Raw genomic sequence first — 26199 nt, 5'->3', positions numbered from 1 at the left:
TCGTGCCAGTTCAGCTGAGGTGGTCGATAAATGCGAAAAGTTCACTGTCGTCGACGGTTTCGAGGCTCTCGGCATCCGCGTGCTGCTCGATCTCGTCGGTATCCTTGCCCTTCAGCCGTCGCCACATCGCCATCAGCTTGCTGGCGATAACCGAACGGTCGGCGGTCGACAGATCGGCGGCGGCGCAACTGCGCGCCAGGGTGTCGATGTCGGCCGCGATCCGCTCGGCCGGGTCCTCGACCAGCGCGATCTCCTGCCGGAGGAAGTCGGCCAGCGCCACCGGTGTCGGGTGGTCGTACATCGCGGTCGGGGACAACTGCACGCCGGCAGTGGTTTTCAGCCGGTTGCGGAACTCCATGACGCCGAGCGAATCGAATCCGATATCGGTGAATGGTTTATTCGGTGCGATCGTCTCCATGTCCTCGTGACCGAGAACGGCGGCGGCCTGCGTGCGGATCACGTCGAGCACGATGGTTTCCTGCTCGGCCGTCGAGCGGCCGAGCAGTTGCGACGCCAGGTCCGACGAATCCCGCGCGGCACCGGCGGCTGCCCGCCGCCGACCGGGCCGCGCCAAACCGCGCATCACCGCGCGCAGCTCATCGGGACCGGCCTCGGCCAGCGCGGTCCGATCGACCCGTGCGGCCACGAACGCGGATTTACCACCCGCCAGTGCCGCGTCGAACAGCGCCATCCCATCCTCGTTGTCCAGGGGTGCGAAGCCCTCGCGCCGCAGCCGAGCGAAGTCGGCCGCACCGAAGGCGCTGGTCATCCCCGTGTTCTGCCGCCAGGGCCCCCAAGCCACCGAGGTGGCGGGCAGGCCGCTGACCTGACGGTATTGCGCCAATGCATCGAGGAAGACATTGGCGGCGGCGTAATTCGCCTGCCCCGGATTACCGATGACGCCCGCGATGGACGAATAGAGCACGAACAGCGACAGATCGAGGTCCTTGGTCGCCTCGTGCAGATGCCACGCCGCATCGACCTTCGGGCGCAGCACGTTCGCGATCTGCTCGGATGTCATGGTCGCGAACAAGCCGTCGGCGAGCACACCGGCGGTGTGGATGACACCCGTCAGTGGATGCTGCGGCGGGATCTGTGCCAGCATCCTGTCCAGCGCGGTGCGATCGGCCACATCGCAGGCGACGATATCGACGTGCGCGCCGAACGTGCCGAGTTCTTCACGTAGCTCGGCCGCACCGGGTGTGTCCGGTCCGCGCCTGCTTGCCAACAGCACCCGACGCACCCCGTGCGCGGTGATCAGGTGTCGTGCGACCACGGCACCCAATCCGCCGGTGCCGCCGGTGATCAGGACGGTGCCCTCGGCAAGCAGCGGCGTCGGCACGGTCAGTACGTTCTTGCCGATATGCCGGGCCTGGCTGACATGCCGGAACGCCTCGGGCAACTGCCGCAGGTCCCATGCGGTGGTGTGGGAGGGAGCCAGCGTCCCGGCGTCGAACAGTTCGACCAGTGCGCGCAGGATCTGCTGAAGTCGTTCCGGATCCGCGTCGAGCAGTACGAAGCTGCGGTAGTCCACGCCCAGGTGTTCGGCTGCCACCACGTCATGGTCACGCCGGTCGAGCATCCCCATCTCGATGAACCGACCACCCCGCGGCAACAACCGCAACGACGCGTCCACGAACTCACCCGCCAACGAGTCGAGCACGATATCCACACCACGGCCCCCGGTCACCTCGAGGAACTTTCCCTCGAAATCCAACGACCGCGAATCACCGATCTCATCATCGGCAAAACCCAACTCCCGCAGCACATCCCACTTCGGTTCACTCGCGGTGACCAACAACCGCAAACCCAGATGCCGAGCCAACTGCACCGCAGCCATACCCACACCACCGGTGGCCGCGTGCAACAGCAGAGTCTCACCAGGCTGCGCAGCAGCCAGATCGACCAAACCGAAATAAGCCGTCGCATACACCGCGGGCACGGCCGCCGCTCGGGCGAAGGACCAGCCGCTCGGCATCCGCGCGAGCAATCGGCGATCGGCCACCACCGTCGAACCGAGACCAGGAATGAACCCGAAAACCCGATCCCCCGGCCCGAATTCGGTCACATCAGGTGCCACCTCGAGCACGATTCCGGCGCCTTCACTACCGATCCGGGCATCGGCATCGGGATAGGTGCCCAACGCGATCAGCACATCGCGGAAATTGACGCCGACCGCCCGCATACTCACCCGGACCTGCCCGGCCGCAAGCGGTTCGGACGCGCTCGCATCCTCGGCCAGGCGGAAGTTGTCCGCCGACAAAGTTCCCTTGCCGAGCAAGGCCAGTGCCCAGGTCGACCTGTCGGCGGACACCGAGTTGTCGCCGAGCGCCCCAGCATGCTGTGCTGTGGCCACCTCGACGACATCCGAACCGATCCGGCTCAGACGCGGTGTGTGGGCTGCTCCACGGCGCACAGCGAGCTGTGCTTCGCCTTCGGCCGTCAAAACCATTTCCGCACACCGTCGATAGTCCGACCAGTCGTCGACATCGATGACGAAGATCCGGTCCGGATGCTCACTCTGTGCGGAGCTCAGCAGACCCCAGGCCGCCGCGGCGAGCAAGTCCACGACCTCGCCGGGATGCACCGCGACCGCATGCCGCGTGACGACGACAATGGGCCCGTCCGCAGTCAGCAGTCGTTGCACTCGCTGCGTCAGTGCCGTCACCGAATCTCGTACTGCCGTAGGGAGATCGGCGACGACCGGGTCCGCGGGATGTCCGTCGGGTTCGGCGTCGAGCCGCACCACCGTGGCAATCCGTCCGGCGATCGCGACGGTTTCCCCGTCATCGGTAGCGCTCCACACGCCGGTCGGCAGATCGGACGCTGATGTGGGCAGCGCGATCCAGTCGACGCCGTAACCGAGCCCCTCGCTGTGGCGCGGCGCAGCGCCGAGAGCCTCGACCGACACCGGCCGCAAGGTCAGCGCGCCGACTTCGGCCACCACCATGCCCGCGGTATCGGTGAGGGTCACGGCAATCCGCTCGTCACCGTCGGCGGCATCCTGTTGCGTCACACGGACCCGAAGCGATGTCGCCCCGGTCGCGTACAACGCGACGTTCTCCCACGAGAACGGGACGACAACCGCATTCGGTCGCGCGGGAGCCGAGCCGCCGAGCAGGATCGCGTGCAGCGCGGCGTCCAACAGCGCCGGATGCACCCCGAATCCCGCGGTCTCCGAGCGGGCGGGCTCGGGCAGCTCGACCTCCGCGAAGAGCTCGCCGTCGCTTCGCCACAGCGCGGTCAGGCCGCGGAACACCGGTCCGTACTCATAGCCCGATTCCGCCAGTCCCGCATACGCGTCCGCGAGCGTGATGGCCGTCGCACCGGCCGGCGGCCAACTCGTTTGATCCGAGCCGAGTGTCGGCGCATCCGATCGGGCGGTGACCGTCCCGACGGCGTGGCGCACCCACTGTGCCGAATGCTCCTGTGTCGCAGCAGCAATGCGGGGACGGGAGTACACCGACACCGTGGCGGCACCGGTCTCATCCGGTCCGCTCGCCACGACCCGCAGCTCGACAGCGCCCACGGACGGCACCGGCAGCGGGGCCTCGAGCACCAGCTCCCCCACGTACGGGCAGTCGACCATCGAACCCACATGCAGCGCCAGGTCCACCAGGGCGGCGCCGGGGAGCAATGCGACACCGCCGATAATGTGGTCGCCCAGCCAGGGCTGATCCGCTTGTGACAACGTGCCCGTGAATACCGCGTCCGGCGAATCCGGCAGTCGCACCATCGCGCTCAGCAGCGGATGGTCCGCATCATCGAGACCGGATTGCCGGATATCGTGCCCGCTGGTCGGGCGCAACCAATACCGCTGGTGCTGAAACGCGTACGTCGGCAGGTCCACCCGGGCCGCGGAGCGGCCCACGAACAGCGGCGTCCAGTCCACCGCCATTCCGGTGACCGCGGCCTGCGCCAGCGCGGAGACGAATTGGATCGGCTCGTCGGTCGAGCGGCGCGCGGTCGCGATCACCATCGACTCGGCCTCGAGGTCCGGAGTCTCGGCAAGGCACTCGCGAGTCATCGCAGCCAGCACGGCATCCGGGCCGATTTCCAGGAACCGCCGCACACCGGCCCGTGCCAGCGTCTCGATCCCTGGTGCGAATCGCACACAACCGCGCACCTGTTCGACCCAGTACTCCGGATCGGTCACTTCGGCCTCGGCCACCAGACCCGAAACATTCGACAGCATGGGGATGTTCGGGCGGCGGTAGGTCAACCCCTGTGCGACCGTGCGGAATTCATCGAGCATCGGCTCCATCAGCGCCGAATGGAACGCGTGGCTGACCCGCAGCCGCGAGGTCCGCACACCGTCGACCGCCAGTCTTTCCGCGATCGCCTCGATCGCTTCCGTCGTACCCGACAAGACCACCGACGACGGACCGTTCACGGCGGCCATCGACACCCGTTCCGAGAATTCGGCGAGCACCTGTGCCGCTCGATCCGCCGGCAATGCCACGGCCAGCATGGCCCCGCCCGCCGGCAGTGCGCCCATCAACCGTCCACGCGCCACCACCAGGGTGCACGCGTCCGGCAACGACCACACCCCCGCCGCGTACGCGGCCGCCAACTCTCCGATCGAATGTCCGATCACCATGTCCGGTTCGACGCCGAACGACTCGACCAGCCGGAACAACGCCACCTCGAAGGCGAACAGGGCGGGCTGGGTGAACTCCGTCCGATCCAGCAGACCCCGGCCGTTCGCGTCATCGCTCGACGAGCCACCGCGGGGAGCGTCTGCCGTCGCATCGTTCTCGCCGAACACCAGCTCCTTCAGCGATCGACCCAGCAGCGGATCGATCTGCGCGCACACCTCGTCGAAGGCCGCGGCGAACACGTCGAAGGCGGCGTACAACTGCGCGCCCATTCCGGCTCGCTGCGCGCCCTGTCCGGTGAACAGGAACGCCGACATACCTGTATTCGCATTCGCCTCGATGGTGCCGGGCGCACCCACGGACAGCTCGGCCAGACCGGCCAGCAGTTCGGTCCGGTCCCGGCCGACGACGGCCGCGCGCCGATCGAGCCGAGCACGGGAGGTCAGCAACGTGTGCGCGACATCCCACGCGTCCAGGTCGGGATGGCGAATCAGCCACTGGCGCAAGCGATCCGCCTGGGCCCGCAGGCCAGCTTCCGACCTCGCCGACACCAGCCACGGGATGGCGGCATCGCTGCGGGGACGCTCGGCCGGTGCCGCCGGGGCGGGGCGGGCGGGTGCTTCCTCCAGGATGGCGTGTGCGTTGGTACCGCTGATGCCGAACGACGACACCCCGGCGCGGCGCACGCGGCCACCGGACGGCCATGGTCGCGCCTCGGTCAACAACTCGACCGCCTCCGCCGACCAGGCCACGTGCGGGCTCGGCGCATCGATATGCAATGTCTTGGGCAGTGTTTCGTGGCGCAGCGCCTGCACCATCTTGATCACGCCGCCGACGCCGGCTGCGGCGATGGTGTGCCCGATATTCGATTTGATCGAGCCGATGCGCAACGGTTCGCCCGCACGGTCGCGCCCGTAGGCGGCGATCAGGGCGTGCGCCTCGATCGGATCGCCCAGGGTCGTTCCGGTGCCGTGCGCCTCCACCGCGTCGACATCAGCGGGCCGCAAGCCGGCATTGGCCAACGCCGCCGCGATCACCCGCTCCTGCGAAGGACCGTTGGGGGCGGTCAGGCCATTGCTCGCACCGTCCTGATTGACCGCGCTGCCACGGACGAGGGCGAGGACATTGTGTCCGAGTCGCTCGGCGTCGGAGAGCCGTTCGAGCACCAGCACGCCGACCCCCTCGGAGAAGGCGACGCCGTCCGCCGCGGCGGCGAACGACTTGCACCGTCCATCGGCCGAAAGTCCACGTTGGCGGGAGAAATCGACGTAGAGATACGGACTGGCCGAGACCGTCACACCACCGGCCAGCACCAGCGAGCTCTCCCCCTGGCGCAGCGCCTGGCAGGCCAGGTGCAGCGAGACCAAGGACGAGGAGCATGCGGTATCCACGGTGACGGCGGGCCCTTCGAGACCGAGGACATAGGCCACTCGGCCGGAGATCACACTCTGCGTGGTGCCGGTGAGCCGGAAACCTTCCAGCTCGCCGGTCACCTGGTCCACGTACCCCGAATTGGACGCGCCCGCGAATACTCCGGTGTCGCTGCCGCGCAGCGACGTCGGGTCGATACCCGCGTTCTCCAGCGCCGCCCAGGACGCCTCGAGCAGCAGCCGCTGCTGCGGATCCATCGCAGTGGCTTCACGCGGGCCGATACCGAAGAATCCGGCATCGAAATCCCCTGCCTTGTCGAGGAATCCACCGTTGCGGGTGTAGATGGTGCCCGGCTTGTCCGGGTCCGCGTCGAAGAGCCGCTCCAGATCCCAGCCACGATCGGTGGGGAATTCGCCGATGGCGTCGGTTCCGGTGGCGAGCAATTCCCAGAGTTCGTCCGGGGATTCGACACCGCCGGGGAATCGGCAACTCATACCGACGATGGCGATCGGATCGTCGGCTCGCACCCGACGCGAAGCCGCCGCAACGGGCTCGACCACCGGTGTCGGTGCGACCTGTGAGCGCACCAGTTTCGCCACCGCCGTCACGGTCGGATGGTCGAACACCAGGGTCGAGGGCAATGTCAGTCCGGTGGCCTTGGCCAGCCGGTTACGGAATTCCATGACGCCGAGCGAATCGAAGCCGATATCACGGAACGGCTTGTCCATCGGGATCGAATCCGCTCCGTCGTGCCCGAGGACGGCCGCGGCCTGGGTACGAATGATTTCGAGGATGATGCGGTCCTGTTCGGCGACCGAGCGGCCGAGCAACTGCACAGCCAGGCCCGAATCCTCGTGTACCCGGTTGTCCACGCGACGCCGCGTCGGCCGCGCCACACCGCGCAGTACCGGGCGCAGGCCACCGGGACGTGCGTCGGCCAGTGCGGTCCGGTCGATCCTGGCGGCGACGAATCCGGCCTTGCCGACGGTCAGCGCCGCGTCGAACAGCGCTATTCCTTCCCGGTCGTCCAGCGGTGGGAAACCCTCGCGCCGCAGCCGGGCGAAGTCCTCCGCGTCGAGGACACCGGTCATCCCCGTACGCTGCGGCCACGGCCCCCAGGCCACCGAGGTGGCGGGCAGGCCGCTGACCTGACGGTATTGCGCCAATGCGTCGAGGAAGACATTGGCGGCGGCGTAATTCGCCTGCCCCGGATTGCCGATGATGCCCGCGATGGACGAATAGAGCACGAACAGCGACAGATCGAGGTCCTTGGTCGCCTCGTGCAGATGCCACGCCGCATCGACCTTGGGCCGCAATACTTCCGCGAGACGCTCACCCGTCATCGTCTCGAACATGCCATCGGCCAGCACACCCGCGGCATGGATGACACCCGTCAACGGATGCTCCGCCGGAATCGCGGCCAAGACCGCGTCCAGTGCAGCACGGTCGGCCACATCGCAGGCGACGATATCGACGTGCGCGCCGAGCGCGCCGAGTTGTTCACCTAGCTCGGCCGCGCCGGGTGTGTCGAGGCCACGCCGGCCCGCCAGCACCAGGCGGCGCACACCGTACTCGGTGACCAGATGCCGTGCGGCCAACGCGCCGAGTCCGCCGGTGCCGCCGGTGATCAGGACGGTACCGTCGGCAAGCAGCGGCGTCGGCACGGTGAGCACGTTCTTGCCGATATGCCGGGCCTGGCTGATATGCCGGAACGCCTCCGGTGTGCGCCGCACATCCCACGCGGTGGTCGCGAAGGGCGTCAACGCACCGGAGTCGAACAGTCCGACGAGGGTGGCCAGAATCGCTTGCAGCCGAGCCGGATCCACCTCCAACAGCATGAAGTTGCGGTAATCGACCCCCGGGTGTTCGGCTGCCACCACGTCATGGTCACGCCGGTCGAGCATCCCCATCTCGATGAACCGACCACCCCGCGGCAGCAACCGCAATGACGCGTCCACGAACTCACCCGCCAGCGAGTCGAGCACGATATCCACACCACGGCCCCCGGTCACCTCGAGGAACTTTCCCTCGAAACCCAACGACCGCGAATCACCGATCTCATCATCGGCAAAACCCAACTCCCGCAGCACATCCCACTTCGGCTCACTCGCGGTGACCAACAACCGCAAACCCAGATGCCGAGCCAACTGCACCGCAGCCATACCCACACCACCGGTGGCCGCGTGCAACAGCAGAGTCTCACCAGGCTGCGCAGCCCCCAGATCGACCAAACCGTAATAAGCCGTCGCATACACCACCGGGACAGCGGCGGCTTGAGCGAAGGACCAGCCGCTCGGCATCCGCGCGAGCAATCGACGATCGACCACCGCGACCGAGCCGATGCCGGTGATGAACCCGAAAACCCGGTCCCCCGGCCCGAATTCGGTCACATCGGGTGCCACCTCGAGCACGATTCCGGCGCCTTCACTCCCGATCCGGGCATCCGCATCGGGATAGGTGCCCAGCGCGATCAGCACATCGCGGAAATTGAGGCCGACCGCCCGCATACTCACCCGGACCTGCCCTGATTCGAGTCGGTCGCCGGGCGCGCCCACGTTGTCGATCAGGCTGAAGTTGTCACTGGTCAACGTCCCCTTGTCGAGCAGGGTGAGCGACCATGCCGCGCTGGTACGCACTGCGGTGGCGCCGTGGAGATTGTCCGCGCGGCGGTGCAGTCGCGGTGTGTGCGCCGTCCCACGCCGGACGGCCAGCTGCGGCTCGCTCTCGGTCGTCAGAACCATCGCCGCACTGCGGCGATACTCCGACCAATCGTCGATATCGACCAGGAAGATGCGGTCCGGGTGCTCGCTCTGTGCGGAGCGCAGCAACCCCCAAGCCGCCGCCGCGGGCAGGTCTACCGGCTCACCGGGATGCACCGCCACGGCCTGCCGCGATACGACGACGACCGCGCCGTCGCCGGTCAGCCGCCGCTGCACTCGCGTCATCAGCTCCGTCAGCGAATCCCGCACTGCCATCGGGAGATCGCCGTCGAAGTCCATGTCGGCGGCGTGTCCGTCGAGCCGCACCACCGTGGCGACCCGTCCCGCGATCGTGACGGTCTCCGCGTCGTCGGTCCGACTCCAGGCCGCCGATGCGGCGGGATCATCGACTGCTGGAGCCAGCGCGATCCAATCGAGGTCGTAGCCGGCGCTGTCGGTCCGCTGCTGCACCACACCGAGCGCCGTGGTGGCCATCGGACGCATCGTCAGCGAACCCACCTGAGCCACAACGGTTCCCGAACTGTCGGTGAGGGTCACCGCGATACGCTCACCCCCGGTGGCGGATACGCACACTCGCGCCGTCGTCGCACCCGTCGCGTACAGCGTGACGTCCTCCCACAGGAACGGGACGGCCACCTGGCCGACCGGCGTCGCAGGTACGAAGCCGCCGAGCAGGATCGCGTGCAGTGCGGCATCGAGCAGCGCCGGATGCACACCGAACCCAGCGACCTCCGAACGCGCGGGCTCCGGCAACAGCACTTCCGCGAATACCTCGCCGTCACCCCGCCACAGCGCGGTCAAACCCTGGAACACCGGGCCGTAGTCATAGCCCGATTCCGCCAGCTCCGCATACGCGTCAGAGATCGGGATCTCGGTCGCCCCCACCGGCGGCCAACCGATCGGACTCGGCTCGACGGCCGTCGTCGCCGAATCGGTGGTGATCGTCGCGACGGCATGGCGAACCCACTGTGGCGCATCGCCATTGTGCTCGGAGTCGTCGTCGATCGAACTCGTGTACACCGACACCGTGCGCGATCCGGACGCATCCGGATCGCTCGCGACCACCCGCAGTTCCACCGCATCGGTGGCCGGCACCGCAAGCGGCGCCTCGATCATCAGCTCGGCTACCCGGGAGCAGTCCACTACCGATCCCACGTGCAGGGCCAGCTCCACGAGCGCGGCACCGGGCAGCAAGGCCACCCCGGCGACGGCGTGATCGGCCAGCCATGGGTGTCCGGCCTGCGACAACCGGCCGGTGAACACCAGGGAATCCGGCAACCGCACCATCGCGCCCAACAGCGGATGTCCCGCATCGTCGAGGCCCGGGCGCCGCTCCTCCGTGCCGCCGACCGGCCGCAGCCAATAACGCTGGTGCGCAAAGGTATACGTCGGCAGCGGCACTCGCGTGGCGACCGGAGCCAATGCCCGCGGCGCCACATCGACGCCGGCGCAGTGCGCCTGCGCCAGCGCGGTGACAAGCTGTCGCGCGCCCCCGTGCTCGCGCTTCAGTGTGCCGAGAACGGCCACTCGATCGGCCATCCCGATCGAACCCGCCGTCAACTCGACACCCATTGTCAGCACCGGGTGCGGGCTGATCTCGAGGAAAGCGTTCACGCCCGCGCGCTGCAGCGCCTCCACCGACTCGGCGAAGCGCACCCGTTCCCGCAGTCCGCGATACCAATATCCGGCGTCCAGCGTCTCGGTATCGACATAGTCCGCGAATACGGTTGAGTAGAACGGTACCGAACCGCGCTGGGGGGCAACGCTTTCCAGCTCGCTCAGCACTCGGTCCCGGATCGACTCCACCGCATGCGAATGCGATGCGTAGTCCACCGGAATCCGTTTCGCCCAGACGCCGTCGGCCGCACAACCAGCCAGGAACTCGTCCACCGCCGAGGACTCCCCCGACACCACGGTCAGACCCGGTCCGTTCACCGCGGCGACGCACAGCCGATCACCGAAGCCGGTCAACCGCTGCTCGACCGACTCGACGGCCGCGCCCACTGACGCCATACCGCCGGCGCCGGCGAGTTCCTCGGCGACGACCAGGGAGCGAAGGGCGACCACGCGCGCGCCATCGGCCAGCGACAGTCCGCCCGCGACCACTGCGGCCGCGATCTCACCCTGCGAATGCCCGATCACCACGGCGGGTTCCACGCCATTGGCGCGCCATACCCGCGCCAGTGACACCATCACCGCGAACAGCACGGGCTGCACCACGTCTACCCGGTCCAGCGATGCCGCACCCGGCTCGCCGCGCAGCACCGCAGTCAGCGACCAATCCACGAACGGTGCCAGCGCCGCCTCGCATTCGGCGGTCGCGTCGGCGAAAACCTGGTCAGAAGCCAGTAATTCGGCGGCCATTCCGGGCCATTGGCTGCCTTGACCAGGGAATACGAATGCGACACGGCGCGCGACCGCGCGACCGAGGACCACGTCCTCGACGCCCTTGGCGGGCAGTTCCGCCGACTCGGCCACGGTGGCGAGCCCGGCCAGCAGCTCGGCCGAATCCCGTCCGACCACCGCGCCACGCCACTCCAACTGCGCGCGGTGACGCAGCAACGAATACGCCACGTCCGCCGCCGATTCCGGGTGCGCGGCCAGCCATTCACCGAGTCGGGCGGCCTGTGCGCGCACCGCCTCCGGGCTCGCGCCCGACAAGGTCCAGGACAGCGGGCGTGCACCGTTCGCACCCGAATCAGGCTCTGCCACCGTTGTTTCCGGGCGGATCGACGGCGGCGCCTCCTCCAGGATCAGGTGCGCGTTGGTGCCGCTCATCCCGAACGAGGAGACACCCGCACGACGCACCCGATCACCGGCGGCCCATGGCTCCGACTCCGTCAATAGCCGAACCGAACCCGCCGACCAATCCACGTGCGGGGTCGGCGCGTCGACATGCAGTGTTCTGGGCAGCGACTCGTGCCGCAGCGCCGCGACCATCTTGATCACGCCGCCGATGCCCGCGGCCGCGACCGCGTGGCCGATATTCGACTTCAAGGAGCCGATCCGCAACGGCTGCTCACGATCGGATCCGTACGCCGAGATCAGCGCCTGCGCTTCGATCGGATCGCCCAATGTCGTTCCGGTGCCGTGCGCCTCCACCGCGTCCACATCCGCGGGCTTCAGCCCCGCGTCGGCCAGCGCCGCCGCGATCACCCGCTCCTGGGAAGGACCGTTCGGCGCGGTCAGACCATTGCTCGCACCGTCCTGATTGATCGCACTGCCACGCACCACGGCCAAGACGTCGTGACCGAGGCGCCGGGCGTCGGCAAGGCGCTCGACGACCAGCACGCCCACACCCTCCGACCAGGTCACACCGTCCGCCGCGGCGGCGAAAGGCTTGCACCGGCCATCGGCCGCGAGCCCCCGTTGACGGGCGAAGTCGACATACAGGGTCGGGCTCGCACCGATACTCACCCCGCCCGCGAGCACCAGGGATGCCTCGCCCTGGCGCAGCGCCTGACAGGCCAGATGCAAGGCGACCAGCGACGACGAACACGCGGTATCGACCGTGACCGCGGGACCCTCCAAACCGAAAAGGTATGCGACACGGCCGGATATCACGCTCTGCGCGGTCCCGGTCAGGCGGAAGCCCTCGTACTCGCCGGTCACGCCACGGGAGTAACCGGATGAGCTCGCGCCGACGAACACCCCGGTATCGGTGCCGCGCAGCGAGATTGGGTCGATACCGGCATCCTCGAGGGCCTCCCAGGACACCTCCAGCATCAACCGCTGCTGTGGATCCATCGCGGCCGCCTCACGCGGTCCGATGCCGAAGAATCCCGCGTCGAAGGCGCCCGGTTCGGCCAGGAATCCTCCTTCGCGGGTGTAGACGGTGCCAGGCTTGCTCGGATCTGGATCGAACAGCCGCTCCAGATCCCAGCCACGGTCGGAGGGGAAGGGGGTGATCACATCCCGTTCCGCCGCGACGAGCTCCCACAGGTCGTCGAGCGATCCGACGCCACCCGGAAAGCGGCAGCCGATGCCGACGATCGCGATCGGCTCGTCGGAGCGGGTGCGGCGGGTGACCCGCCGCGCATGGAGGTCGACGCCTTCGAGCCGCGAGCGGACGAGCCGGGCCACCGCGGTCGGTGTCGGATAGTCGAAGATCAACGTCATCGGCAGCTCGACGCCGGTGGCGCGAACCAGTTGATGGCGCAGTTGCTGGCCGCTCAGCGAATCGAATCCGATGGCGGTGAACGGCAGGTCCGGATGCACGGCCTCGGACGAATCATGGCCGAGCACCGCCGCGGCCTGTTCGGCCACGACCGCGAAAACCAGTGCGTCCCGTTGATATTCGGGCGCGGCGAGCAGCCGCGACGCCAGTGGGCCCGACACGATCGCGTGCCGCCTGCGTGCCGGAGAAGCGCCGCGCGGCGGCGCATCCGCGACGGCAGACGCCGGCGGTTCGACCGACGTCAGCACCAGTCGCTCGATGGTCAGGACCGGCGCGCCGTCCTCGGCCACCGCCATGACCCGGACGCTGTCCGCGCCCACCTGGTCGACGCGGACCCGTATCGCTTCGGCGCTCGCGCGGTGCAGTCGAATATCGTTGCAAGATAACGGCATGCGAAGTGCGGCCACATCGCTGAGCTGGTCGGCGGCGGTGTGCAGCATCGCGTCCAGCAGTGCCGGGTGCACGCCGTAACGGGCGCCGCGATCACGAACGGACTCGTCGAGCGATACCTCGGCGAACACGTCATGGCCACGCCGCCAAGCCGCCGTCACCCCCTGGAACGCGACACCGTAATCCGCGCCACGCTCGGCCAACCGGTCGTAGAGTTCATCGACGGCGACGGATTCGGTTGCCGTCGGCGGCCATTCGGCATCCACCGCAGGATGCGCCGGTTCCGGCTGCGGGGCAAGCACACCTGTCGCGAACTGCCGCCATTCGCGGCCGCCTTCGGAGGCCGCGCCGTCCGACGGACGATCGGTAGGAAACGCCGGGCTGTCGGGTCGGGCATAGATCGTGAAGCTCCGCCGTCCTCGATCGTCGGGGGCCGCCACGCGCACCTGAACATGCCACGCCGCTACCGGCGATGTCAGCGGCGTGGCGAGCCGCAGTTCTGGTACCGCACCGGCGCCGACACGCGCGCCGACGCTCATTGCGACGTCGAGCCAAACGCTCGCGGGCACCGTCGGTGTCCCGAAGACGACGTGGTCGGCCAGCCAGCGTTGGGTGTCGGGCGCGAGGCGACCGGTGAACAGCCAATCGTCACCGTCGGCCATCGGGACCGCGGCGCCGATCACCGGGTGGTCGGCGGTGATCAGTCCGGCCCGGCTCACATCGCCCGGTCCCATACCTGTCCCGGCCAGCGGCGTCCAGCACTGCCTGCGCTGGAACGCGTATGTTGGCAGCTCGACCCGAGAAGCCTTCGGAGCCAACAGCTCCGATGCCACGTCGATGCCCACGCAGTGGGCGCGGGCCAGTGCGGCCGCGAACTGTGCCGGACCGCCGTTGCCACGCCGCAGGGTCCCGATGGCGACCACCTGATCGGCCATGCCGATCGAATCAGCGGTCAACTCGACCGCAGTGGCGACCACCGGATGCGGGCTCGTCTCGACGAAGGCGTTCATCTCCGAGCGCAGCAGCGCCTCGATGGCCTCGGCGAAACGCACCGGTTCCCGCAGTCCCCGATACCAGTACCCGGCATCCAGCCCGGCTGTGTCCTCGAATCGCGCGGTTACCGTCGAAAAGAACGGAATGGAACCGGTTTTCGGCTCGATTGGCGCCAACTCGGCCAGCACTCGGTCCCGAATGCGCTCGACCGCCGCCGAATGCGACGCGTAATCGACCGGAATCCGCTTGGCCCACAGCCCGTCGGCCGCGCATGCGGCGAGAAAATCGTCCAACGCGGCCGACTCGCCCGATACGACCGTCTGCCCCGGTGCATTCACCGCGGCGATCGACAATCGATCGCCGAACTCGGCCAAGCGGTGCGCGACGGCTTCCGCGGTGGCACCGACCGACGCCATGCCGCCCGATCCCGCCAGCACGTCGGCGACCGCCCGCGACCGTACCGCGACGACCCGCGCGCCGTCGGCCAGCGACAGTCCGCCCGCCACTACCGCCGCCGCAATCTCGCCCTGCGAATGACCCACCACCGCAGCGGGTTCCACGCCGGCCGCACGCCACATCCGCGCCAGCGACACCAGCATCGCGAACAGCACCGGCTGCACCACGTCGACGCGATCCAGCGACGCGGCTCCCGGCGTCCCGCGCAACACCTCGGTCAACGACCAGTCCACCCACGGCGCGAGCGCCGACTCACAGTCCGCGATGGACTCCGCGAACACCCCACCAGCGGATAACAACTCCGCGCCCATCCCCACCCATTGACTCCCCTGCCCAGGAAAGACGAAGACGACCCGGCGGGATGCGCTACGAGCGGTCACCGCGTAGGGCTCGGCCTCGGCCGATGTCGGGGTCGGATCGATCAGCGCCGACAAGCCGCCGGCCAACGTTGTTACGTCGTGCCCGACCACAGCGCCCCGCCACTCCAACGGTGTGCGAGCAGTGGCCAGCGAGTACGCCACCTCCGCGGCACCGGCTTCGGGATGGATGCTCAACCACTCCTGCAACCGAGAAGCCTGGTCGCGCAGTGCCTCCGGGCTTCGGCCGGACAACAGCCACGTCACGGGAATCGAGCCGTCCACGTCCGCATCGGCGGCCACGACGGGCGCTTCTTCCAGAATCACGTGCGCGTTCGTTCCACCCATGCCGAACGACGACACGGCGGCGCGGCGCATTGCCGCATCGGCTGAAGCCGCGCCCTCGCTCGGTGCGGTATTCGACGCACTGCCCGGTTCGGGCGCGACCGGCCAGTCCTGCGCGACGGTCTGTACCCGCAGGCCCAACGCGTCCAGCGGAATACGCGGATTCGCTCGGCGAAAGTTCAGGCTGGGCACCAACTCTCGATGCCACAGCGACAGCGCGGTCTTGATGAGCCCGGCGATACCCGCCGCAGCTTCGAGATGCCCGATATTGGTCTTCACCGAACCGACCGCGAGCGACTCACCCGCGCGCCGGCCGCCACCATAGGTCTCGCCGAGCGCGGCCGCCTCCACCGGATCGCCGGCGGGCGTACCGGTGCCGTGCAACTCGACGTAGCTCACCGACGCCGGCTCCACCGCAGCCGCCGCGAGCGCGGCCCGGATGACCGCCGTCTGCGCCGCGACGCTCGGCGCGCTCAACACTTGGCGCTCATTGCCGTTGTTGACCGCACTGCCGCGGATCACCGCGTAGATCCGGTCCCCGTCGGCGATGGCCCGCGCCAGTGTTTTGAGCACGACGATGCCACCGCCCTCACCGCGCACCGTGCCATCGGCAGTCTCGTCAAAGGTATGACACTTACCCGACGGTGAATGCGCGCCGAACTGTTCGTAGCGCTCACCGCTCAATGGCGAGAGGATGAGATTCAGTCCACCCGCGAGCGCCACCTCGCACGCACCGGTGCGCAGCGATTCGCACGCGAGATGCACAGCGACCAGCGATGACGACTGCCCGCTGTCGACCACCAGGCTCGGACCGGTGAAGCCGTAGTAATTGGAGATGCGATTGGCGGCGACGCCTCGCCCGACGGCCCACAGCGAATGCCTGCCGATACCCGCTTTCCCCTGTGCGGCAAGCATTTCGGCGAAATCGGTGCCCGCGCTGCCCAGAAAGACACCCGCCCGCGCACCAGCACGGTCACGATAAGCCGCGTCCTCCAACGCCTCCCAGCTCAACTCGAGCCCGAGCAACTGCTGCGGATCGATCGAACGTGCCTCATTGGGCGGCACACCGAAGAAGTCGGCATCGAATTCCGTTGCGGTAGGCAGGAAACCGGCCGTCTCCTCGATACCGGGCCGGTCCGCCGGAGCGGAGCCGACAGCGTCACGGCCGTCGCGCAGCAACCGCCAGAACTGCTCGATATCGGCAGCGCCCGGCATCCGGCACGCCATTCCGACAATGGCGATCTCTTGGGAAGATTCGAACATTGGATTCCTCTATCTCGCCGTATTCGATGCCAGGGATGGCGATTTGGTACTCGTTCGCGCGGCGAGCCAGCGCCGTATCTCGGCCGCCGCCGCGGCCGAGGCCGCGCCGATGATCGAGAAATGATCCGCGTCGATCTCGACCGTCTCGCAGGTATGCAGCCACGCGGCCACCGGTTCGGCGAGATCCAACCCTGGCAATGGGGTCGCGGCCCGCAGATCGAACGTCGGCGCGGCGATCGGCAACGGTTGCCGTTCGTCGAATATCTGCGCGTACTTCGCCATCGCGAGCAGGCCGTGATCGCTGATCTCGGTGATCTCGTTGTCGAGCTCGAGCACCGCGCCGATCGCGCTGATAAGCACCTCGCGACTCTGCTCTGGATCGGCGGGCGAATAGGTGTCGAGCAATATCACCGCCGCGGCCGGGCGGCCGTCGCGTTCCAGCCGATGCGCCAGCGCGTGCGCGATCGCACCACCCGCCGAATAGCCGACGAGCACGATCGGCCGGGCATCACCGATGTCCGCGACGGTCGCGGCCAGGCTGTCCAGCAACGCGTCCCAGGACGCGGGCAGCAGCTCCCCGGGACGGGTACCCGGCAGACGCAGCGCCGCGACGGTATGGTCGGCGCCCAATTCGCGCGCCAGTCCGCCGAATTGGTGCGGGCCGGTGCCGACCACGAACGACGGGACACAGATGATCGCCGGGCCGGATGTGCCCCTGCTCAGCGGTATCGGCGTCGGCCGGACGGGCAATTCGGCAGCGGTCGCGAAGGTTTCGACGAGCATGGCGCTCTCGCGCAGCATCGGCAACGCCGCACCGACCCGCCCGCGCCGGTGCGCGGCCAGTACCAGATCGGTGAGCCCGCCGCGCGTGCCGGACGTCCGGGACGCCGGGGCCGCAGGGCGAACCATCGTGGCGGACGCCTCGACGGCGGTGTCCAGGATTTCGGTCATCCGGGAATCGAGATACTCGGCCAGTCCGCGCGCGGTGGGGTGATCGAAGACGAGGGTGGACGGCAACGGCAACCCGGTGGCCTTGGTCAGCCGGTTGCGGAACTCTACGCCCGCAAGCGAATCGAAGCCCAGCTCGGTGAACGGAGCCGTCGGATCGATCATGTCCCCCGACCCGTGTCCGAGACTGGCGGCGACGTGCTCCCGGACGACGGCGAGCACCACCTCGGCACGCTCGGATTCCGGAGTCGCGGCCAGCCGCTGTGCCAGCGACTCCCCGCTTTCGGCGCGGCGTGGTGCCGCGGTGACGAGCGAGCTGAGCGTTCTGGGCAGCGCACCCGAAGCCGCCTGTGCAGCGAGGGCAGGCAGGTCGAATCGCACACCGACGATCGCCGGGACACCGGCGGCCATGCCCGCGTCGAGCAGCGCCATGCCGTACCGGTCGTCGACCGGAACGAGGCCCTCTCGGCGCATTCTGGCGAAGTCGGCGGCCGAGAGGGTGCTGGTCATACCGTCGGCGCCGCGCCACGGTCCCCACGCGATGGACGTGGCGGGCAGGCCGTCGCAGTGCCGCCGCCGGGCCAGCGCGTCGAGGAACGCGTTCGCCGCCGCATAGTTGGCCTGGCCCGGGCTGCCGATCGTTCCTGCGAACGAGGAGTAGAGCACGAACATCGACAGATTCAGATCCTTGGTGGCCTCGTGCAGATGCCAGGCCGCGTCGACCTTGGGGCGCAGCACCGTTGCCAGCCGCTGCGGGGTCAGATCGGCGAGCAGACCGTCGGCCAGCACGCCCGCCGCGTGGACGACGCCGGTCAACGGATGTTCCGGCGCGATGGTCGACAACAGTTCGTCCAGCGCCGCCCGGTCGGCGACATCGCAGGCGACCACGTCCACCCGTGCGCCGAGCGCGGTCAATTCGGCCACCAGGTCGGCGGCGCCCGGCGCGGCCGGACCGCGCCTACCCGCCAGCACGAGCCTGCGCACACCGTATTCGGCGATCAGGTGCCGAGCGGCCACGGCGGCCAATCCGCCGGCGCCGCCGGTGATCAACACCGTGCCGTTGGACCGAGGCGTCGAGACGATCGCGGACGCAGTGTCGGTGATGCCGCGACTCAATCGCGGCACATACGAAATGCCCGCACGCAGCGCCACTTGCGATTCGTCGGTGTCGGCCAGCACCGCGGCGACGCCGATGCGGTAATCCACCCAGCGGTCCACGTCCACGATCGCGATGCGCCCCGGGTTCTCGTGCTGACCGCTGCGCAGCAGACCCCATACGGCTGCGGCGGCGAGATCCACCGGCTCGTCGGCATGCACGGCGACCGCGCCATGGGTGACCACGACAACCCGCTCGTACCGCATCAGCAGGGCACCGATGCGCGACGTTACTTCGGCGAGCCGACCGTGCACGGATTCGGGCAGGTCGACATCCGCGATCGCTTCCGGCAGCTGGATCACGGCAACCGAACGTCCCGCGACGGCCACGGTTTCGCCGTCGTCGGTAAATGCCCATTGCTCGTCTGTACCGGCCTGTGCCGCGGGTACCGTGACCCATCGCAGCTGATACCCGCCGCGACCCGCCGCGACGGCGCCTGCCGCGTCCAGCGCGGCGATCGGAATCGGGCGCATGGTCAATGCCGCGACCTCGAGCACCGGCACACCATGGGAATCGCTGAGCGTCACCGCGATTCGCTGATTGTCCGACTCACTCGAATCCGGATCGGCCGCGCGCAGCCGGACCCGGACCGACCCGGCGCCGACGGCACGCAGATCCACGTTCTCCCACGAATAGGGCACGACGATTTCGCCATCGGCGCCCTCCGCGGTCAATCCGGTGAAGCGAATCGCGTGCAGCGCCGCGTCCAGCAGCGCCGGATGCACTCCGAACCGGCCGGCCGACGACTGCTCCGGCAGGTTCACCTCGGCGAAAACCTCATCGTCGCCGCGCCACAGCGCGGTGAGTCCTTGGAACAACGGTCCGTGCCCGTAGCCGCGCTCGACCAGATCTGGATAGAAGTCGCCGATATCCACCGGCTGTGCTCCGGCTGGCGGCCAGATCGCCAGCACCGAATCGGATGGAGCCGAAACCGGTTGAGCGACCAGGGATCCGGTCGCATGACGAACCCATTCGGCCGATTCCGGCGCGCCATTTCGCTGTGGACGCGAGTACACCGACACAACCCGCGCGCCGGTGGTATCCGGCCCGGTCGCCATGACCCGCAATTCGACCGCACCGTTCGGCGGCACCATCAGCGGTGCCGTGACGACGAGTTCGGCCAAGCGCGGGCTGCCCACCATGGCACCGACGTGCAGTGCCAGTTCGACGAATCCGGTGCCCGGCAGCAGCACCGTGCCACCGATCACGTGATCGGCCAGCCAGGGGTGGCTGGACAACGACAGCCGTCCGGTCAGCACCACCCCTTCGGAGTCCGGCAGCCATACCGCCGCACTCAACAGCGGATGCGCCACGCTGTCCAAACCGGAGCCGCGGACATCCCCGGTGTCGGCGGCAGCGGCCAGCCAATAGCGTTGATGTTGGAACGCATAGGTGGGCAAGGTGATTCGTCGCGTCGCACGCTCGCCGAGCAGCGACCGCCAGTCGACATCCGTGCCCGCGGTGTGCACCTGAGCCAGGAAGCTCACCAGCCGGACCACTTCATCGGCTCCGCGACGACTGGCCGCGCACACCAGCCAGGCGGCCGAAGTATCGGCATCGTCGTCCAGACACTGACGGGTCATGGCCGTCAGCACAGCGTCGGGGCCGATCTCGAGGAAGCGCCGTACCCCGCTGTCGGCGAGCAACCGGATCCCGGGGGCGAACCGGACCGCGGCGCGCACCTGCTCGACCCAATAGCTGGGGTCGGTGAATGCCTCGCCCATCGCGCCGGTCACATTCGATACGATCGTCAGCAACGGCTGCCGGTAGGTCACTTCCGCGGCGACGGAACGGAATTCGGCCAGCATGGGTTCCATCAGTGCCGAATGGAACGCGTGACTCACCCGCAATCGCGTCGTTGTGCGACCGGCGCTCGAGAACACCCGCTCGACGTCATCGACGGCGTCGGCGGCACCGGAGACCACCACCGCGTCGGGGCCGTTGATCGCCGCGAGCGACACCCGACCGCCGTAGTCCGCGAGTACCCGTGCCGCCTCCGCTTCGGACACCGCGACCGCGAGCATCGCGCCGCCCTGGGGCAACGCACCCATCAATCGACCACGCGCCGCCACCAACGCGCACGCATCCCGCAGCGACCACACCCCGGCCACATACGCCGCGACCAACTCGCCGATCGAATGCCCGATCAGCACATCCGGTGTCACACCGAACGATTCCACCAACCGGAACAACGCCACCTCGAACGCGAACAATGCGGGCTGCGTCCACTCCGTCCGATCCAGCACGCCTTCCGGATCAGCGAACATCACCTCCCGCAACGACCCGCGCACGAGAGGGTCGAACTCGGCGCACACTTCGTCCAAGGCGGAGGCGAATACCGGGAAGGCCTGATACAGCTCCGACCCCATACCGATCCGTTGTGCCCCCTGACCGGTGAACACGAATGCCGTCCGACCCCCGACAGGTCTTCCGGACGCGACTGACGCCGACGCCGAACCGGACGAGAGGTCCGCCAACCCGGCCAGCAATTGCTCGCGGTCCCGGCCGACGGCGACGCCGCGCCATTCCAACTGCGCACGCGTATTGATCAACGACTGCGCCACGCTCAGCGCATCGGCATCCGGGTGGTCGAGCAGCCACGTCCGCAGCCGGTCCGCCTGGGCCCGCAGACCGGCCTCGGATCTCGCCGAAACCAGCCATGCCGCCACCTCGGCGGCCGGGGATACCGGCTCGCCGGACGACACGCCCTCGTGCCGGGTGAGCGCGGGCGCTTCCTCGACGATCACGTGCGCATTGGTGCCGCTGATACCGAAGGACGAGACGCCCGCGCGCCGCACCCGCTCCCCCGCGCGCCACGGCTCGGCCTCGGCCAGCAGCCGCACCGCGCCCGCGGACCAGTCCACATGCGGCGAGGGCGTACCCAAATGCAAAGTCTTCGGCAATATCTCGTGCCGCAACGCCTGCACGATCTTGATCACGCCACCGACACCCGATGCGGCGACCGCGTGGCCGATATTCGATTTCAGCGAGCCGATCCGCAGCGGCTCGGCTCGATCCTGGCCGTACGCCGCGATCAACGCCTGCGCCTCGATCGGATCGCCCAGCGGCGTACCGGTCCCGTGCGCTTCCACGGCATCGATATCGGCGGGCGCCAACCCGGCCGCCGCCAGGGCCGCCGCGATCACCCGCTCCTGTGACGGACCGTTCGGCGCGGTCAGACCGTTCGAGGCGCCGTCCTGATTCACCGCGGAACCCCGGATCACGGCAAGAACGTTGTGGCCCGCTTGCCGTGCGTCGGAAAGACGCTCGACGACCAGGACACCCACACCCTCGGACCAGCCGACCCCGTCGGCGTCGGCGGAGAACGACTTGCATCGCCCATCGGGGGAAAGACCACGCTGACGTGCGAAGTCGACGTAGAGTTCCGGACTGCCCGAGATGGTGACGCCGACGGCCAGCGCCATCGACGTTTCGCCATTGCGCAGGGCCTGACAGGCCAGGTGCAGCGCCACCAGTGACGATGAGCACGCCGTATCGACCGTCATCGCCGGTCCCTGCAGACCGAACACGTAGGCGATCCGGCCGGAAATCACGCTGTCCGAGTTGCCGGTCATTCGGAAACCCTCGTGTTCGCCGACCACCCGCTCGACATAGCCGGACGGGGTGGCGCCGACGAACACTCCGGTGTCGCCGCCGTGCAATGCCACCGGGTCGATCCCCGCGTCTTCCAACGCCTCCCAGGCGGCCTCCAGGGAGAGCCGCTGCTGTGGGTCCATGGCCGTGGCCTCACGCGGGCTGATGCCGAAGAAGCCGGCATCGAAAGCGCTTACGTCGGTGAGGAATCCGCCTTCGCGGACATACGTGGTGCCCGGCTTGTCCGGGTCCGGGTCGAACAGGCGCTCGAGGTCCCAGCCACGGTCGGATGGGAAGGGCGTGATCGCGTCCGTGCCCGAAGCCACCAGTTCCCACAGCTGATCCGGCGATGCGACACCACCGGGGTAGCGGCAGCTCATCCCGACGATGGCGATCGGCTCGTCCGTCCGCGCTCGGCGGGCGCTGCGCTTCGGTCGGCGTTCGGTACTGGCCGCATCATCCAATTTGGACACGATGAACGTCGCAACGGCATGCGCGGAGGGGTAATCGAAGACCAGGGTGGATGGCAGTGCCAAACCCGTGGCCTTGGCGAGCCGGTTGCGGAACTCCACCCCGGCCAGTGAGTCGAAGCCGAGCTCGGTGAACGGAAGCGCCACATCGATCGCGGCATCGGAGGCGTGACCGAGCACGGCCGCCGCCTGTTCCTGGACTATCGCCAGGGCCACCTCGTCACGTTCGGCAGCCGACGCCGAGGCCAGCCTGCCCACCGGCGTGCCGGTCTGTCTGCGGGCGGACCCGGACGCGGAGACCAAGGGACTCAGAATCTTCGGCAGTGCACCGGCCTCGGCCTGCTCCGCCAATCCGGTCGTATCGAACTGTGCGCCGACTACCACGCCGGAGCCGGCGACGAGCGCCGCGTCAAACAGCGCGAGGCCTTCGATATCGGCGATGGCGCGAAAACCCAACCGCCGCAACCGCGCCAGTCCGGCCGCACCGAGTTCGCCGGTCATACCGCTGCCCGCGTGCCACGGCCCCCAGGCCACTGCCACACCAGGCAGGCCCCGCTGACGTCGGAGCCGGACGATCGCGTCCGCGAAGGCGTTCGCCGCCGCGTAGTTGCCCTGCCCGGGCGAACCCGCGACTCCTGCGACCGAGGAGAACACCACGAACGCGGACAACTCCGCGGCGCGCGTCAGGTCGTGCAGCAGCCACGTCCCGTCCACCTTCGGAGCGAATACGCGATCCACCTGCTCGCCGGTCAATGTCTCGATGGTTCCGTCGTCCACGACGCCCGCCGAATGGACGACGCCGGAGAGCGGGAACTCCGCGGGGATCGCGGCCAGCACCGCCTCGAGGGCGGCGCGATCGGCGATATCGCAGGCCGCCACGTCCACCTCGGCACCCAGCGCGGAGATCTCCGCGACCAGTTCCGCCACACCCTCGGCATCGCGACCTCGCCGCGAGACCAGCAGCAGCCGGCGCACGCCGTGCTCGGCGACCAGGTGCCGCGCAACGAGCGCGCCCAACCCGCTGGTACCACCGGTCACCAGGACCGTCCCCGCGCCGAACGACATCGCTGCCGCATCCGATGCGGGCTCGCGCCGCAACCGCGGCACCGACAAGCGACCGGATCGCACCGCCACCTGGGGTTCACCCGTCGCCAGCACGGCCGACACCACCTCGGCGTCGATCTCGCCATCGCGGTCGAGCAGCACCATTCGGCCGGGATGTTCGGCCTGGGCGCTGCGCACCAATCCGGCCACGGCCGCGGCCACCGGATCGGATGACTCGTCCGGCAGGCCAATGGCGTTGCGCGTCACCACAATCAGCCTGGTCTCGGCGAGCCGCGCGTCCGACAGCCACGAGCGCAACAGCTCGATGGCCGCGTTCACCGATCGGCGACCCACCTGCGCGGCATCCGCGCCGCCGAATTCGGCGGCGTCGACCAGCCAGACAGCCGCGTCGGCGACAATATCGGCGGCGGCGAGTTCACCAATGCCCGCGACGTGATCGTCGATCCCCGCCATGATCTGGTCACCGAGTACCACCATCGACGACACCGGCGTCGACGACTCCGGCGGCACGGACGCCCACTCCACGCCATAGAGCACGGGCAGTGCGCCACCGGCGCGCACGCGTGCCACGGTGCGGCGTTCGACCGGGTGCACCACAAGGGAATCCGCGCTCAGCACCGGTTCGCCCGTTATATCGACCACATCCAGACGAATCCGATAGCCGCCCGAACGCTCGGCGCGCACGCGGACCGGTCCTGAACCCGTCCGCGCCATCCGCACACCAGCGAACGACACCGGCAACGGCAACCTGCCCTCGGGAATGTCGTCCATTACGAAGTCGAGCGCGGGATGTAGGCACGCGTCGAACAACGCTGGATGAATACCGAACCCGGCCACCTGCCCGGCCGCGGTCTCGTCCAACGACACCTCCGCGAATACCTCGTCGCCGCGCCGCCACATCGCGCGCACTCCGAGGAATGCCGGACCGTATTCGAGACCGAGATCGGCGATCCGCCGGTACAGCTCCTGCTCGTCGAGCTGCTCGGAACCCGCTGGCGGCCAGTCGAATTCATCCCATATCGGCGGTGTGTCCGCGGCGTCCGCGACGGCGAGCACGCCACGGGCATGCGGCACCCACGCGTCGACCGCATCGGTGCGCTCGGTCCGGGAGAAGATCGTGAAATGCCTGCGCCCGTCCGGCTCGGGTTCGCCGACCGCGATCTGGAGATCGACCGGGTCCGCACCGAGCGCCAGCGGAATATCCAGGGAGATCTCCTCGACGAGTCCGACGCCGAGCCGGACCCCGATGGTGGAGGCCAATTCCAGATACGTCGTCGCCGGGACCACCGCGGTCCCGAAGACCTGGTGATCGGCGACCCACTGGTGCGCCGCGTCGGACAGCTTTCCGGTGAAGAGCCATTCGTCCTTGCCCGCCACCGGGACCGCATCCGTCAGAATCGGGTGGTCCGAATTGCCCGACACCACCGCGTGATTCGGTTGGAGCCAGTAACGCTGGTGCTGAAACGCATACGTCGGCAAGGACACTCGCGCCGGGGACCGGTCGGCGAACAGCGGCGACCAGTCAACGTCGATGCCCGCGTTGTCGGCCTGCGCGAGGAAGGTCAGCACCTGCGTCACCTCGTCGGTGCCGCGCCGGCCCGACGCGGCCACCAGCGACTTGGCTTCGATGTCGGCAGGCAGGCACTGACCCGTCATCGCCGTCAGCACGGCGTCGGGGCCCACCTCGAGGAATCGGCGAACACCCGCGTCCACCAGGGTATGCACGCCCTCGGCGAAACGGACCGTATCGCGCACGTGGCCGACCCAGTAGATCGGTTCGGCATGCGCCTCGCCCGCGACGACGCCGAAGACGTTGGACACGACCGGTAGCAGCGCGGTGCGGTAGGTGAGTCCGACGGTGACCGCTTCGAGGTCCGGCAGCATCGGGTCCATCAATGCGGAATGGAAGGCGTGGCTGACCTGCAACCGTGACATCTTGATCTGCGCCGCGGCGAATGTCGCCGCCAATTCCGTGATGGCCGCCTCGGTGCCGGAGACCACGATCGAGGACGGCCCGTTCACCGCCGCGATCGATACCTTCTCGCCGAACGGCGCGATGGTCTCGGCCACCCGCTCTTCCGTGGTCGCCACGGCCAGCATCGCGCCGCCTTCGGGCAACGCACCCATCAGCCGCCCGCGCGCGACGACCAACGCGCACGCGTCCTCGAGTGACCACACCCCCGCCACATATGCCGCCACCAACTCACCGATCGAATGCCCGATCAACACATCCGGACCGACACCGAACGACTCGATCAACCGGAACAGCGCCACCTCGAACGCGAACAACGCAGGCT

At 68.6% G+C, this 26199-nt stretch carries 2 protein-coding genes; both read right to left on the bottom strand.

Going from position 1 to position 26199, the window contains the following annotated elements; translation table 11 throughout:
• Window positions 1-10: 10 nt before the first annotated feature.
• Complete coding sequence (locus ABZ293_RS39475; protein WP_355189393.1) at window positions 11-16669, bottom strand: SDR family NAD(P)-dependent oxidoreductase; 16659 nt, start codon at window positions 16667-16669, stop codon at window positions 11-13.
• Between the two features lie 9 nt (window positions 16670-16678).
• The gene (locus ABZ293_RS39470) at window positions 16679-26191 is read right to left on the bottom strand and encodes an SDR family NAD(P)-dependent oxidoreductase (protein ID WP_355189391.1); all 9513 of its coding nucleotides are present in this window, start codon (window positions 26189-26191) and stop codon (window positions 16679-16681) included.
• Window positions 26192-26199 lie beyond the last annotated feature (8 nt).

This window comes from Nocardia sp. NPDC005998, from assembly GCF_040614395.1.
Lineage (GTDB): Bacteria > Actinomycetota > Actinomycetes > Mycobacteriales > Mycobacteriaceae > Nocardia.
Note: the sequence above shows the minus strand (reverse complement) of the source record. Positions and strands in the feature narration are given on the sequence as shown.